The organism is Ochrobactrum sp. AN78 (assembly GCF_029909885.1).
Lineage (GTDB): Bacteria > Pseudomonadota > Alphaproteobacteria > Rhizobiales > Rhizobiaceae > Brucella > Brucella quorumnocens.
In genome coordinates, this window is sequence record NZ_JASAMU010000001.1 from 442067 (window position 1) to 456979 (window position 14913).

A 14913-nucleotide genomic window follows, 5' to 3' on the forward strand; every position below is an offset into this window, starting at 1 on the left:
ACCGGGTGCTAATGATCGCTCGTTGTCAGGTTCCACCAGAACTGACGGCCCGGGACGTCGAGGCCCAACCTAAAGCGACGTCCCGGCTAAACTTTCCGAATTAAATCTCAAGTTGTTTAGGGATCTGTCGAGCGCACCAGCGCGATCTTTTGCAATGTTGTACTGTCGACAGTCAGCGGGTGCTGTCAGCATTGCCCTCCATCTCACTAAATCGGCACCCGCGAACTTTCTTATATTTATTGTTATTTATCGCATGAAACTGCGATGCATTTGAGTATAGTTGATTTTAATCAAGGCGATCTCGCCTCAGTGAAAATACTGAACTCAGTCTGATTTAATAAAATCATTTGCCGCATAATTTAGCTGTGCGGGTCCGCAAGATGATGACGCAGAGGATATTTCGGCATGGGATTTAATCGCAAGCAGTGGATCGTAACCGGTGTGGTCGTGGCTTTGGCCGTCGGAGGCTACTATGCCTGGAAGACATTGAGCGATCCCGGTTTGCCGGATGGTATTGCAGGCGGGAATGGACGTATTGAAGCTGTTGAGATCGACGTTTCGACCAAAAGCCCAGGACGCATCCGCGAAATTCTGGCCGATGAAGGTCAATTCGTTGAAGCGAATGCCGTTCTGGCACGCATGGATACGGCTCAGCTCGAAAGCCAGCGCAAACAGGCAGAAGCACAATTGCGGCGGGCCGAAATAAGCATCGATACAGCGAAAAGCCTCGTCGCACAGCGTGAAGCCGAACAAACTGCTGCTGAAGCGACCGTTGCGCAGCGCGAGGCACAGCTGGATGCCGCCAATCGTCGTCTGGCTCGTTCGCAGCAGCTGTCAGAGTCACGCACGGTTTCTCAGCAGGTCCTCGATGATGACCGGGCAACCGCGCAAGGCGCTGAAGCAGCCGTAGGGGCGGCGAAGGCGCAGCTGGTGGCGACCGCCGCTGCGATCAGTGCGGCCAAGGCACAGGTTGTCGATGCAGAAGCTGCCGTTGAAGCGGCAAAGGCCGCCATTGCCACCATCGACACGGATATCAACGATGCCACCTTGCGTTCGCCGAAGCCGGGCCGTGTGCAATATCGCGTTGCGCAACCGGGCGAGGTGCTGTCAGCCGGTGGTCGCGTGCTTAATCTGGTCGATGTCAGCGATGTCTATATGACCTTCTTCCTGCCGACTGCGCAGGCTGGTCGCGTAGCTATTGGGGCAGATGCGCGCATCGTGCTCGATGCGGCACCTCAATATGTGATCCCGGCCACGATCAGCTTCGTGGCCGATGTGGCGCAGTTCACGCCGAAATCGGTTGAAACGGAAGAAGAGCGTCAGAAGCTCATGTTCCGCGTCAAAGCAAAGATCCCGCAGGATTTGCTTCAGAAATATATTCAGCAAGTCAAAACCGGACTTCCGGGAATGGCTTATGTGAAACTCGATCCCAATGCTGAATGGCCGAAGAACCTCGCGGAAACCGTAAAATGAGTGCGGCTTCGATAAAGGCTGGCGTGGGCGACGACAGCTTTGTCGTTCGCGCTGACAGCGTGAAGCTGTCTTATGGATCGACGGAAGCGTTGCGCGATATTTCGCTCAACGTGCCTGCCGGTTGCATGGTGGGGCTGATCGGTCCTGACGGTGTTGGCAAGTCGAGCCTTCTGTCGCTGATTGCTGGCGCACGCGTTATGCAGAAGGGCAGGATCGAAGTGCTGGGCGGCGATATTGCCGATAAGCGCCATCGCCAGTCGGCTTTTCCGCGTATCGCTTACATGCCTCAGGGGCTGGGCAAGAACCTTTATCCGACACTTTCGGTGTTCGAGAATATCGAGTTTTTTGGTCGCTTATTTGGCCATGACAAGCATGAACGCGAACGCCGTATAGCCGATCTTTTGGCTCGAACGGGGATGTCACCCTTTGCGGATCGCCCGGCGGGAAAGCTTTCAGGCGGTATGAAGCAGAAAACCAGTCTTTGCTGTTCGCTGATCCACGATCCCGATTTGCTGATCCTTGATGAACCGACAACTGGTGTCGATCCTTTGTCACGACGTCAGTTCTGGGAGCTGATCGACGATATTCGCAAAGATCGTCCGGGCATGAGCGTCATTGTGGCAACGGCTTATATGGAAGAGGCCGAGCGCTTCGATTGGCTTGTGGCGATGAATGATGGCGCAATTCTTGCGACCGGAACGCCACAGGAACTGCTTGAACAAACAAAGACGCCCAATCTCGATGCAGCCTTTATTGCTTTGTTGCCGGAGGAGTTACGGGAAGGGCACAAAGAGGTTGTGATGCCGCCGCGCAATGCTGAGGCAGATAGCGGCATCGCTATCGAAGCTGAGCATGTCACTGTGCGGTTTGGCAATTTTACCGCTGTCGATAATGTGAGCTTCCGCATTCCGCGCGGTGAGATTTTCGGCTTTCTCGGCTCTAATGGCTGTGGCAAATCTACGACCATGAAAGTGCTGACCGGACTTTTGCCAGCGAGTGAAGGCACAGCGCGGTTGTTTGGACGCGAGGTCGATCCCAAGGATATCGATATACGCCGTCGTGTCGGTTATATGTCGCAAGCCTTTTCGCTTTATTCAGAATTGACAGTACATCAGAACCTGGAGCTGCACGCAAAGCTCTTTGGAATGAATGCGGAAGACACCCAGCGCAGAATCAAGGAACTCGCGCAACGTTTTGATTTGGCTGGGGTTATGGATGAGCTTCCAGAGTCTATGCCGCTTGGCATTCGCCAGCGCCTGTCTCTGGCTGTAGCACTCATTCATTCGCCTGATATTCTCATTCTCGATGAGCCGACATCGGGCGTTGATCCCGTTGCGCGTGATGCATTTTGGCAGATACTTGCCGATCTTTCGCGCAAGGATAATGTGACGATCTTTGTCTCGACCCATTTCATGAATGAAGCCGAGCTTTGCGACCGCATTTCGCTGATGCATGCGGGTAAGGTGCTGATCAGTGACACGCCAAAGGCGATCACAGAAAGTCGCAGTTCGGCAACGCTTGAAGATGCCTTTATTGCCTATCTCGAAGAAGCGATAGGCGAGACTGCGCCGCAGAAGAGTAATCAGGAAAAATCTGATCCAATACCCGAAAAGAAGCCGGTGAAGAACCCAAAGCCTTCATCAGGCTGGTTGCCTAATCCTCGGCGGATGCTCGCATTTTCTAGGCGCGAGGCGTTGGAGCTCAAGCGCGATCCAATTCGGGCGACGCTCGCCATTCTTGGCACTGTTATTCTCATGTTCGTGATTGGTTATGGCATCAATCTTGATGTGGAGGATCTGACGTTTGCGGTTCTTGATCGCGATGACACCACGATCAGCCGGGATTATACCCAGCAGCTTGCCGGTTCGCGCTATTTCACGGAAAAGCCACCAATTACCGACTATGACGATCTTGACCGACGGATGCGTGAAGGCGAGATCAGCCTGGCGATTGAAATCCCGCCGAACTTTGGCAGCAATGTCGCGCGTGGTCGTCCGGTTGAGGTGGGGGCCTGGATTGATGGTGCGATGCCGACGCGTGCAGAAACCGTACGTGGTTATGTACAGGGCATGCACGCCAACTGGATGACGCAAAAGGCGCGCGAGCTTTATGGAAACGCTGCTACCGTTGGCAATTTCAATCTCGAAATTCGCTATCGCTATAATCCGGACGTGCAGAGCCTTGTGGCTATGGTTCCAGCAGTTATTCCGCTTCTCCTTTTGATGATCCCGGCCATGCTCGCGGTGTTGAGCGTGGTGCGCGAGAAGGAACTCGGTTCGATCATCAATTTCTATGTGACGCCAGTCACGAAATTCGAGTTTCTGCTTGGCAAGCAGTTGCCCTATATTGCGCTGGCCTTCCTCAATTTTTTGATGCTGACAGCCTTTGCGGTCTTCATCTTCCGCGTGCCATTTACCGGAAGCTTCCTGACCTATGCCACAGCAGCGCTGCTCTATGTCATCATCACGACTGGCATGGGCTTAGTGATATCGACCTTTATCAATAGCCAGATTGCAGCGATTTTCGGCACAGCATTGCTGACGCTCATTCCTGCTGTGCAATATTCGGGCATTATCGACCCCGTATCGTCGCTGCAAGGGGCGGGTGCTTTTATCGGGAAGATTTATCCGACAACTTATTTCGTGACGATCTCGCGCGGGACTTTCTCAAAGGCTCTCGATTTTTCCGATCTGGCGGGGTCGTTCCTGCCGCTGCTGATTGCGATTCCGGTGCTTACTGTTCTCGGCATTGTTCTCCTCAAGAAACAGGCGGGCTGAGATGCGGATTTCCAATATTTTCCAGCTTGGTGTGAAGGAACTGCGCGGATTAGCGCGTGATCCGATGCTTCTGCTTCTCATCGTCTATGCCTTCACGCTCGCAATCTATACGGCGGCGAAGGCTATGCCTGAAAACCTCAACAATGCGGCTATCGCCATTGTCGATGAGGATCAGTCGCCGGTTTCGGGCCGGATCACGACCGCGTTTTATCCGCCATATTTCGTGCCGCCAAAACTTATCTCGTCTCACGAGATGGACAAGCGCATGGATGCTGGTCTTGACACATTCGCACTCGATATTCCGCCGAACTTCCAGCGTGATCTGCTCGCTGGACGTTCGCCAACAATCCAGCTGAACGTCGATGCAACGCGCATGAGCCAGGCCTTTACAGGCGGTGGATATGTGCAGTCGATTGTGTCGAGCGAAGTGACAGAGTTTCTCAATCGCTATCGCGAAGACACGCAAACGCCCGTTGGCCTCAATTTGCGTGCGAGGTTCAATCAGGACTTGAACAAGGGCTGGTTTGGCGCGATCACCAACGTGATCTCGTCGGTAACGATGCTCTCAATTATTCTGACGGGTGCAGCCCTTATCCGTGAGCGCGAGCATGGCACCATCGAGCATCTGTTGGTGATGCCGGTAACGCCGCTTGAGATCATGGTCTCCAAGGTATGGTCGATGGGGATGGTGGTGTTGGTCGCTACGGCCTTTTCGCTGATCGTGGTGGTTCAGGGTATCTTGGCGGTGCCGATCAACGGTTCACTGACGCTGTTTCTGGCAGGGGCTGCATTGCAGCTTTTTGCGACCACCAGTCTTGGTATTTTTCTCGCAACGATTGCCGGTTCCATGCCGCAGTTCGGCCTTTTGTTGATGTTGGTTCTGCTGCCGCTGCAAGTGCTATCGGGTGGCACAACACCGCGCGAGAGCATGCCAGAAATCATCCAAAACATTATGTTGGCAGCACCCAATACGCATTTTGTGATGCTGGCACAATCGGTGCTGTTTCGAGGTGCAGGGCTCAGTGTTGTGTGGCCGCAATTGCTGGCAATGATTGTAATTGGCAGTGTACTTTTCTTCTTTGCGCTGCGTCGCTTCCGCGATTTCTTGAGATAGGAAAACCTTTGCAATTCAACAATCTGAATCACTTCGTTCTGAATGTGATTCAGATGGGGCACATTGTTGCAGTTGATAATCTTCCTTCCCCTTGCTATCGCTCGCTTCAGGAAACGGTTCTGCCCGAGAGGGTGGATGAAAAGGGAACACGGTGAAGCATTAAATTGCTGATGCCGAGACTGCCCCCGCAACTGTAACCGGAGAGTCATCCTCCTATGATCGTATGTTACGATTATAGCCACTGAGCATTCGTGTTCGGGAAGGCGGAGGACCGATGAAGACCCGGAAGTCAGGAGACCTGCCGTATCCAGTCACCCATGGCTGACACGAGGGGTGTTCAGTCGCGACCGTCCGTAGCGGTGACATTGTGAAATGTTGCCGTGGGACAAAGACAGGGAGCTTGCGCCCTGATTTCTGACACCTGCGGTGAAGCAAAGCTTGCGCGCAGGAAGTAGAAATTAATGCATATTCTCCAATTATCTGCATATCTCGCATCGACCATTCTGGTGGCAGCGCCGTTGGATGCTATCGCACAGACAAACTTAAATGCACAGGATGGCGTCGTGCTTGACATGATTGTTGTAACGCCGCTGCGCCGCGCGACATCGTTGCAGCGTTCAACGTCTTCCGTCACGGTGATTGATAAGGCCGAGATTGAGCGCTCTGCTTCACCGGATCTCCAATCGCTGCTGCAATATTATCCGGGCATTTCGATCACCACAAATGGCGGACAGGGATCGTCTTCCAATCTCTATATTCGGGGCATGTCATCGAAACAGACAGTCGTTCTGGTGAATGGCGTGCGAACAGCTTCGGCGACCACCGGGGCGACTGCGCTTTCCAATATTCCGTTGAGCTCAATTGATCGTATCGAGATCGCCAAAGGCGCGCATTCCTCGCAATACGGTGCCGATGCGATGGGCGGCGTCATCAACATTATCACCAAGCAGGGCGGAGCGTGTGGCGAGCGCTCTTTCTGCGGAAGCGTGACAACAGGTGTAACGCACCCATGGGGCGGTTATGTATCCGGCTCTCTGCAAGGGCGCAGCAAAGATGGTATTGATTATGCGTTTGGTGCGGCAGTGACCGGCACGCAGGGCTATAATTTCACGACTCCCGAAGCTTTTGGTTATGAGCCTGATCGCGATGGTTTTCTGCAGGGATCGTTCAACTTCGTGCTGTCGAAGGATTTTGACTGGGGCAAGATTTATGCCGATGGTCTTCTGAGCCGAGGACGCAATCAATATGATGCAAAAGCGCCGTCGGCTAACGAAGCTTACACAACCGCCTTTAGCGGCAAGCTTGGCGCGCGGGTCGATCACAGTTCAAACTGGTCCTCGACGATTGAATTCAGCTCAGGCCTCGATCACAGTAGGAATTTCCGCAAGGGCGTCAGCAGCTCGGACCGTTTTGAAACCAAGCGCTATGGGGTATTTGCCTCCACAGAAAAGCAGTTCGATACCGGTAATGTCTCGCATGTGGTGACGGGTGGTGTTGAGGCTTATCGCGAAGAGGTGGATGCAACGACTGCTTATGCCGAGACAAGCCGCAATCTGGCAGCGGTGTTCGGCCAATATTCGCTTGAATATGATGCGCTGCGTTTTGATGGCGGCGTGCGCTATGACTACAATGAGCAGTTTGGCGACGTTGTGACGTATAATCTCGGTGGGAGTTACGAAATCCTGCCTGATCTCGTGTTGCGTTCGTCGTTTGGAACGGGCTTCCGTGCTCCTACCTTCAATGAGCTTTATTATCCCGGCTTTGCCAATGCCGATTTGCAACCGGAAAAATCGCGCTCCTACGAGATTGGCCTCAACTGGCAGGCCAGCGCCAACACAAGCCTTGATATGGCTTTTTATCAAACATGGCTGCGCGATGCGATCTTAAGCACAGCGCCTTCCTATCTGCCCTATAATATTGCGCGTGCGCAGGTTACGGGTTTTGAGGCGACACTCGCACATCGCTTTAACGATAGCTGGGGCGTCAAAGGCTCCATCGATCTGAAACGCCCGATAGACGAAGATACCGATAATGATCTGGCCTATCGCGAACGGGTGAAAGCGACGGCAGAGGTGAACTTCAAGCCGATTGAGAAGCTCGATCTGACGGCAAGGATGCGTTATGGCGGCTCGCGCTATACCAGTGCTGCGAATACCAACAAGCTTGATCCTTATGTGACGGCTGACTTCATCGCGTTGTATGAAATCGACAAGCAATCTCAGCTCAAACTCTCTGTGGAGAATATTTTCGACAAGGATTACCAGACCACCTCTGGCTATAATGCGCCGGGGCGTAGCTTCAATGTCGGGCTGACGCGGAATTTCTGATGAGACGCACAGTATGAAACTGCAGCAAGGATTATGGAAAATCAGGCTTTGCCTTGCGGCATGCCTGTTTCTCGCTGTGTTTCATTCAGCGCAAGCGCAGGAAATCCCTAAGCGGGTGGTATCGATCAATGTCTGTACCGATCAGCTGGCGTTGCTGCTGGCTGATCGCACGCAGTTGCAGTCGGTTTCATACTTGTCGCGAGACCCGCTTTTGTCGGTGATGATCGAGAAGGCAAAGCAGCTTCCGAATAATCATGGACAGGCGGAAGAGGTCTTTCTAATGAAGCCTGATCTGGTGCTGGCGGGCACGTTTTCTTCGCGGGCTACAGTTGGACTGCTGCGTGAACTCGGCGTGCGGGTTGAGGAGTTTGCGCCTGCACGTTCCTTTGAAGATATCAGGGCACATATGAAGCGAATGGGTGAATTGTTGGGGCGCAAAGAAGAAGCAGATCAACAAATTGCTGCGATGGACGCGGCACTCTCAGTAATCAAACGGCCCGAACATAAGCGCACCGTCGCGCTTTATTATGCGAACAGCTATACGTCAGGGCGCGGTACGCTGATTGATGAGGCGATCCGTCTGGCCGGGGTTGATAATATCGCCGACAAAGCCGGTGTTCGCGGCTCGGCCATGCTGCCGCTCGAAATGCTGATTATGGAAAGGCCTGATATTCTGGTGCGCGGATCACGCGGTCGACCACCAGCTCTGGCTTTCGAGAATTTCGAGCATCCCGCATTGCGCGCGCTGGAAGGATATACACGAACAGTGGCACTCAACGACAATCTGACAGTGTGTGGCGGGCCGTTCAGCGTTGAGGCTGTGGCGAAACTCGCGGAGGCTGCGCGTGACTGAATCAAGTCGCTTTTATCTTCTGCTGTTTGTACTTGGCATGTTGGTGCTGGTATTGTTCGCGCTTTCGCTGTTGGTTGGACCGGCATCGATCAGCATTGGTGATAGTGTTCAGGCGCTATTTGCCGGGCAGGGCGATGTCATCGTGTTGGTTATGCGCGAAATCCGTCTGCCACGTGCGTTGCTCGCTCTTCTGATTGGCGCTTCGCTCGGCCTTTCAGGAGCTGCTCTTCAGGGTTATCTGCGTAATCCGTTGGCGGAACCGGGGCTTCTTGGCGTGAGTTCTTCTGCGTCGCTTGGTGCGGTGATTGCAATTTATACAGGACTGTCACAGGTTTTCCCGCTGGCGCTGCCTTTGCTGGCATTAGTTGGTGCTTTTGCATCGGTCTTTCTTGTGAAAGCGCTTGCCGGACGCCATGCGGGAACACTTGCCGTCATTCTCGCTGGCGTTGCCGTGACCAGCCTTGCGGGTGCGATGACAGCTTTAGCGCTCAATCTTTCACCCAATCCTTTTGCCGCGATGGAGATTGTATTCTGGATGCTAGGCTCACTTGCTGATCGATCCATGACCCATGTTTGGCTTGCTGCCCCCTTCATTCTGATTGGCTGGGTGATGTTGTTCTCGTTGGGCCGTGCGCTCGATAGTCTCACATTGGGTTCGGATGCTGCCGCAAGCATGGGCGTCAATCTTTCCCGCGTTCAGGTCTTGGCTGTGGTTGGAACCGCCGCTGCAGTTGGAGCATCAACGGCGGTCGCAGGTGCTATCGGTTTCGTTGGGCTGGTGGTACCGCATATTCTGCGCCCGTTGGTCGGTGCTCGACCGTCGCGCCTGCTTGTTGCGAGTGCCTTTGGCGGTGCCGCATTGCTGCTCGCAGCCGACGTGCTGGTGAGGATCATCATGCCAGGACGCGAATTGAAACTTGGTGTGCTGACGGCCATTATCGGCGCTCCCTTCTTCCTTTGGCTGGTCTTCAAATATCGGAGGCGGCTGGTATGAGCGTTCTCTCCATCGACAATCTTGATGTGTCGCTTGGGCGCAAGCCTGTGCTTGAAGCCGTTGGGTTTGAAGCAGGTGAGGGCGAGCTAATTGGTCTTATCGGTCCGAATGGTGCAGGGAAGACCACGCTTTTACGTGCGATTCTGGGGCTGACGTCATCAACAGGTAACATTCTGCTTGATGGCTCTGACCTCAGACGAATGCAGGTGGCTGATCGCGCCAGAATCATTGCTTATCTGCCGCAGGAGCGTGATGTTGCCTGGCCGGTCACAGTCAAAACGCTGGTGTCGCTTGGGCGCTCGGCGCTGAAACCGGCCTTTGCCGGGTTTGACCACACTGATGAAACCGTCGTTGAAACCGCAATGAAACGCATGGGTGTGCCTGAGCTTGCCTCTCGTCCTGCCAACGAGTTGTCGGGCGGGGAAAGAGCGCGGGTCTTGATTGCGCGTGTGCTGGCACAGGATACATCGATCATTCTGGCCGACGAGCCAGTAGCGGGCCTCGATCCGGCACATCAACTTGAACTGATGGAATTGTTTGCCGGACTTGCTCAAGAGAATAGAACGGTGATTGCCTCACTTCACGATCTTGGTTTGGCCGCGAAATATTGCACCCGGCTGATTGTGCTTGATGATGGCAGGCTGATTGCGGATGGCACGCCGGAGGATGTGCTCACACCGGCGCTTCTTAGAGATGTCTATGGAATTGACGCGCAACTGATGAAGATCGACGGCGAATTCATCCTACATACGCGCAAACGTCTCCGGTAGTTCAAACCGTCTTCCACTGCCGTTCGAGGCTGGAAGCATAGATGCCTTCGATGGTTTTTTGCACCTCATAACCTTCGCGAAAATCCGCATGGCCGGTATTCTGACCCGCGATGCTCAACAGAAAGTCGCGCACTTCAATTGTCTTTAGATCATTGAAGCCAATCTGGTGTCCGCCAGCCACGCAGAAAGCGCCATAGGGTTCATGATCGGGTCCGGCGAAAATCTTGCGGAAACCCTGTCGGTCCTTTTTGTCTGAGAAAAGAAACAGATCGAGCTCGTTGAAGCGTTCCTGCGAGAAGTAGATAGAGCCTTTGGAACCTGATATTTCGAAGTCGTGCTGCATTTTGCGGCCACTCGCCACCCAATTGGCTTCGAGCGTGCCCGTCGCGCCGTTTTCGAAAGACACGAAGGCATGGCAGATGTCATCGACTTCCACCGCTTTCATTTGTGAAGGATTGGCTTGGTCGGCGCGTTCAGCGATCGCGGTAACGCTTTTGCCCATCACATCGGTAATGGGCCCGACAAGATAGCGCGCGGCTGCAATGATATGACTGCCTATATCCGCAAGTGCGCCGCCACCACCTGCCGGATCAAGCCGCCAGGACCATGGAATGCGGTGATCTGCCATGAAGTCTTCGGCGTGGATGCCGCGGAAATTTCTGATTTCTCCGATTTCACCACTGTCGATGATGTCTTTCGCAAGCTTGATCATTGGGTTCTTGAGATAGTTGAAGCCGACAGCGGTTTTGACGCCTTTGCGCTCTGCGGCCAATGTCATTTCAAGACATTCTGCGGCTGTGGGCGCGAGAGGTTTTTCGCAATAGACATGCTTACCAGCTTGAATTGCCGCGAGCGCCATTTCCTTGTGAAAGCGGTTTGGTGTGGTGATGTCGACCATATTGATGGCCGGGTGGGCGATCAGGTCGTGCCAGTTTCCTGTCGAATGCGCAAAGCCGAGTTGACGGGCAGCACGGTTGGCTATTTTGTCATCAACATCGGCCAACGTGTGCAGTTCAACTGTTAAGGGAAGGTCGAAAATCCGGTTTACATTCGCCAGGGCAAGAGCATGGGTCTTTCCCATGAAGCCCGATCCGATCAGACCCGTTACAACAGTCATTTTCTCCTCCCAGAGCAAAATTCAGAAAACGGTTTCCTACTTTTAAGGATGTATTTCGACAGCAGCTTATGTGATTGACATGAGCTAACAGAAATGGAATTATAATTCCACGAGAAATTTCTAATGAATGTTTCATTCTATTAAAGAGCGAAGGTCAGATCGAAATTGCCGGGATCAAATGCGTGGAGGCAGCCCCGGAATTAGCTTTGATCAAGGTACAGATAAATTAACAAACCGGCGGGGAGTGCCGGGCAGGGAGGAGTGAACATGAAATCTCTTTTAAAGTCGGCAGTTGCTGGTGTTGCACTGATGGCTGCGTCTTTCGCAGCGCAAGCACAGGATGTCAGCATTGTGGTCGTAAGCCACGGTCAGGCATCTGATCCATTTTGGTCGGTTGTGAAAAATGGTGTTGCTGAAGCTGCGAAAGATACAGGCGCAAAGGTGGATTATCGCGCGCCTGAAACCTTCGACATGGTGCAGATGGCGCAGCTGATCGATGCTGCAATCAATCAGAATCCGCAGGGCATTGTTGTTTCGATCCCTGACGCGGATGCGCTTGGGCCGTCGATTGAACGTGCGGTTGCTGCGGGTATTCCGGTCATTTCGATGAATTCTGGGTCTGACGCGTCCAAGAAACTCGGCGCGTTGCTGCACGTTGGTCAGGATGAGTACGATGCTGGTAAGGTTGCCGGTGAAGCACTGAAAAAGGCTGGCGGCAAGAAGGGCATTTGCGTCAATCAGGAAGTCGGCAACGTCTCGCTCGATCAGCGTTGTGCAGGTTTCAAAGAAGGTTTTGGCGATGTGACCGTCCTGCCAACCTCGGCTGATCCGACTGAAAACGAATCCAAGGTCCGTGCAGCACTCGCATCCGATACGGCTGTTGATACGATCTTGACCCTCAACGCGACACTTGCTGGTGAACCGGCGGTGAAGGCAGCTTCGGAAAGCGGACGCGAAGGTATTCACGTCGCGACTTTCGATATGTCGGCTGGTTTCCTTGAAGCGGTTGAAAGCGGCAAAGCGGATTTCGCTATCGATCAGCAACAGTTCCTGCAGGGATATCTTCCGGTCGCATTCCTTGCACTCAATGCAAAATATGGCCTGATGCCAGGTGGCAACGTGCCTTCTGGTCCGAACCTGATCACTAAGGACAAGGCCAAGCAGGTCGTTGAGCTGTCTGCCAAGGGCATCCGCTAAACAAGGCATAAATTCAAAACAACTCACCCGCCCATGAAAATGGGCGGGAATGGATAGTCATTCTCAGAAACTCGCGGCCGTCGTACAGCATGGGCTGGAGTGCATATCTCGCAGATTGAATCAAAATGATGCTCTCGTGGTCAGAATCCGACATTTGCATCTCTTGGATACAGGCGTGGGACAAATGTCTGAATCATGCAGACCACTTGCGAATTGTTTTAATGCGTATTTTCATGGATGCGCTTGAAGGAGGAAAGCATGAGTGAGCCAACTTCATCAGAGCAGCCCGCTCAGGCAGCCACAAATGACCCGGCAATCACCGCTGCACAGCATGACGAACGGCTGAAGAATGCCAGTCCGCTGCAGCGAATGTTGAGCCGGCCTGAACTGGGTGCTGTGTCCGGGCTTGTGCTCATCACGATCTTCTTCCTATCGACAGCCAATCCAGCGATGTTTACGGCAGCAGGTATCATGAATTTCATGGCGCCTGCTTCACAGCTCGGCATTCTTGCCGTCGCCGCGGCACTTCTCATGATCGGCGGCGAGTTTGATCTTTCCATTGGATCGATGATTGCTTTCGCGGGCCTGATATTTGCCGCAGCACTTGTTGTCTTGCAAGTGCCGCTTATCATCGCGATCATTCTGACGCTGGTATTTGCGGCTCTTGTCGGTGCCATCAATGCGCAGATTGTTCTTAAAACCGGACTGCCTTCATTCATTGTAACGCTAGCGTTTCTTTTTATTCTGCGTGGGCTTTCGCTGGTCGGCCTCAAATGGGCGACGGGTGGGGCAACACAGTTGCGCGGCGTAAAAGAAGCCGTTGGCACCAGCTATCTCGCCGGATTGTTTTCGGGCGATGCTTTTCAGGGCCTGTTCGCATGGCTTGCCGAAAAAGACCTGATTGCGAAATTTCCTAATGGTCAGCCAACTGTCAAAGGCGTGCCTGTAGAAGTACTTTGGTTTATTGGCGTCGCTTTATTGGCCACCTACGTTTTGGTTCGCACCCGCTTCGGCAACTGGATTTTCGCATCGGGCGGTGACGCCTTGGCGGCGCGTAATTCCGGTGTGCCGGTCCGTCGCGTGAAGACGATCCTGTTTATGTGCACGGCGATGGCTGCGGCATTGGTCGCAATCCTGACTGTTCTTGATGCCGGATCAACGGATGCACGACGCGGCTTTCAGAAAGAATTCGAGGCGATTATCGCAGCAGTTATCGGTGGCTGTTTGCTGACCGGTGGTTACGGTTCGGCCATTGGCGCGTTCTTTGGCTCCATCATCTTCGGCATGGTGTTGATTGGCCTGACTTACACGACCATTGATCAGGACTGGTATCTGGTATTCCTCGGCGGAATGCTGCTGATTGCCGTTCTCTTCAACAACTTCATCCGTAAGCGCGCCACAGGCGAGCGGTAGACTTTAACATTCACGCAGTTTCGAACGGAAAACCGGTTGCCACTTTTCCTGAAACCGCGTTGATAGAGAAGGCAAGTCATGACAACCCCGATCATTGAAGTCCGCAATCTTGTCAAACACTTCGGCCCGGTTATTGCGCTGAATGGTGTATCGATCAGTGTCGAACCGGGACAGGTACATTGTCTGCTTGGCGATAACGGTGCTGGCAAATCAACACTGATCAAGACGCTTTCAGGCGTACATAAACCCACCAGCGGCGAGTTCTTCGTTGAAGGCAAACAGGTCACCTTCAACAGTCCTCGCGATGCGCTCGATCATGGTATTGCAACGGTCTATCAGGATCTTGCCATGATCCCACTGATGTCGGTAATGCGGAATTTCTTTCTCGGTCGCGAACCGACCAAGGGTATTGGGCCGCTTCGCTGGTTCGACGCACAGTTCGCAGAAGATGTTACACGCGAAGAGATGAAGAAGATCGGCATCGATGTGCGCGATCCGCAGCAAGCGGTAGGAACGCTTTCAGGCGGTGAGCGGCAATGTGTGGCGATTGCGCGTGCGGTTTATTTTGGCGCTAAGGTGCTGATTCTCGATGAGCCGACTTCCGCTCTTGGTGTGCGCCAGACTGCTATGGTGCTGAAATATATCAATCTCGTTCGCGAACGTGGGCTCGGCGTCATCTTCATCACCCATAATGTGCGTCATGCTCATGCTGTCGGTGACAAGTTCACAGTGCTCAATCGCGGCGCTACGCTTGGAACACGCACCAGAAGCGATGTTGATATGGATGAGTTGCAAAGTTTGATGGCGGGCGGTCAGGAACTGGCCGATCTGTCGTCAGCACTTGGTGGACGTGTTTAAGCCAGTTATTGGAGTTAACA

General features: G+C 53.5%; 11 protein-coding genes and 1 riboswitch. Of the genes, 10 read left to right on the top strand and 1 reads right to left on the bottom strand.

Annotation, left to right across the window (positions count from 1 at the left end; translation table 11 throughout):
* Positions 1–405: 405 nt before the first annotated feature.
* The 7 genes from QBD00_RS02110 to QBD00_RS02140 all read left to right on the top strand — a co-directional run bounded on the left by QBD00_RS02110 (position 406) and on the right by QBD00_RS02140 (position 10308).
* The gene (locus tag QBD00_RS02110; RefSeq protein WP_318578541.1) at positions 406–1473 is read left to right on the top strand and encodes an HlyD family secretion protein; all 1068 of its coding nucleotides are present in this window, start codon (positions 406–408) and stop codon (positions 1471–1473) included.
* Positions 1440–4250, top strand: coding sequence for a ribosome-associated ATPase/putative transporter RbbA (rbbA, locus tag QBD00_RS02115; protein WP_412534975.1), 2811 nt, complete (start codon positions 1440–1442; stop codon positions 4248–4250). Before QBD00_RS02110 ends, rbbA begins: the two co-directional genes overlap by 34 nt.
* A 1-nt stretch (position 4251) precedes the next feature.
* Positions 4252–5364, top strand: a complete 1113-nt coding sequence (locus QBD00_RS02120; protein WP_095446910.1) for an ABC transporter permease — start codon at positions 4252–4254, stop codon at positions 5362–5364.
* 97 nt (positions 5365–5461) lie between these two features.
* Positions 5462–5685, top strand: a riboswitch (cobalamin riboswitch).
* Positions 5686–5825: 140 nt separating this feature from the next.
* On the top strand, positions 5826–7691 hold the full coding sequence (locus QBD00_RS02125) for a TonB-dependent receptor domain-containing protein (protein WP_318578543.1): 1866 nt from the start codon (positions 5826–5828) through the stop codon (positions 7689–7691).
* A 13-nt stretch (positions 7692–7704) separates the two neighbouring features.
* Positions 7705–8544: an ABC transporter substrate-binding protein gene (locus QBD00_RS02130; RefSeq protein WP_318578544.1), complete on the top strand. Its 840-nt coding sequence runs from the start codon at positions 7705–7707 to the stop codon at positions 8542–8544.
* Complete coding sequence (locus tag QBD00_RS02135) at positions 8537–9538, top strand: FecCD family ABC transporter permease (protein ID WP_095446907.1); 1002 nt, start codon at positions 8537–8539, stop codon at positions 9536–9538. Before QBD00_RS02130 ends, QBD00_RS02135 begins: the two co-directional genes overlap by 8 nt.
* A complete protein-coding gene (locus tag QBD00_RS02140; protein WP_318578545.1) occupies positions 9535–10308 on the top strand; it encodes an ABC transporter ATP-binding protein in 774 nt (257 codons plus the stop codon). The genes QBD00_RS02135 and QBD00_RS02140 overlap by 4 nt, the downstream gene beginning before the upstream one ends.
* A gap of 1 nt (position 10309) precedes the next feature.
* Here QBD00_RS02140 and QBD00_RS02145 read toward each other — a convergent pair whose 3' ends face one another.
* On the bottom strand, positions 10310–11425 hold the full coding sequence (locus QBD00_RS02145) for a Gfo/Idh/MocA family protein (RefSeq protein ID WP_264233511.1): 1116 nt from the start codon (positions 11423–11425) through the stop codon (positions 10310–10312).
* Between the two features lie 267 nt (positions 11426–11692).
* On the opposite strand from QBD00_RS02145, the gene QBD00_RS02150 reads away from it, so the two are divergent.
* The 3 genes from QBD00_RS02150 to QBD00_RS02160 all read left to right on the top strand — a co-directional run bounded on the left by QBD00_RS02150 (position 11693) and on the right by QBD00_RS02160 (position 14893).
* Positions 11693–12622: a sugar ABC transporter substrate-binding protein gene (locus tag QBD00_RS02150; protein WP_095446904.1), complete on the top strand. Its 930-nt coding sequence runs from the start codon at positions 11693–11695 to the stop codon at positions 12620–12622.
* A 258-nt stretch (positions 12623–12880) separates the two neighbouring features.
* On the top strand, positions 12881–14035 hold the full coding sequence (locus tag QBD00_RS02155) for an ABC transporter permease (protein WP_318578546.1): 1155 nt from the start codon (positions 12881–12883) through the stop codon (positions 14033–14035).
* A gap of 78 nt (positions 14036–14113) precedes the next feature.
* Positions 14114–14893 (top strand): ATP-binding cassette domain-containing protein, encoded by a 780-nt coding sequence (locus QBD00_RS02160; RefSeq protein WP_318578547.1) that lies wholly within the window; start codon positions 14114–14116, stop codon positions 14891–14893.
* Positions 14894–14913: the final 20 nt, after the last annotated feature.

Coding starts and splice junctions, on each gene's coding strand:
- QBD00_RS02110 (WP_318578541.1), top strand. CDS start 406: ATGGGATTTAATCGCAAGCAGTGGATCGTAACCGGTGTGGTCGTGGCT.
- rbbA (WP_412534975.1), top strand. CDS start 1,440: ATGGCCGAAGAACCTCGCGGAAACCGTAAAATGAGTGCGGCTTCGATA.
- QBD00_RS02120 (WP_095446910.1), top strand. CDS start 4,252: ATGCGGATTTCCAATATTTTCCAGCTTGGTGTGAAGGAACTGCGCGGA.
- QBD00_RS02125 (WP_318578543.1), top strand. CDS start 5,826: ATGCATATTCTCCAATTATCTGCATATCTCGCATCGACCATTCTGGTG.
- QBD00_RS02130 (WP_318578544.1), top strand. CDS start 7,705: ATGAAACTGCAGCAAGGATTATGGAAAATCAGGCTTTGCCTTGCGGCA.
- QBD00_RS02140 (WP_318578545.1), top strand. CDS start 9,535: ATGAGCGTTCTCTCCATCGACAATCTTGATGTGTCGCTTGGGCGCAAG.
- QBD00_RS02145 (WP_264233511.1), bottom strand. CDS start 11,425: ATGACTGTTGTAACGGGTCTGATCGGATCGGGCTTCATGGGAAAGACC.
- QBD00_RS02150 (WP_095446904.1), top strand. CDS start 11,693: ATGAAATCTCTTTTAAAGTCGGCAGTTGCTGGTGTTGCACTGATGGCT.
- QBD00_RS02155 (WP_318578546.1), top strand. CDS start 12,881: ATGAGTGAGCCAACTTCATCAGAGCAGCCCGCTCAGGCAGCCACAAAT.
- QBD00_RS02160 (WP_318578547.1), top strand. CDS start 14,114: ATGACAACCCCGATCATTGAAGTCCGCAATCTTGTCAAACACTTCGGC.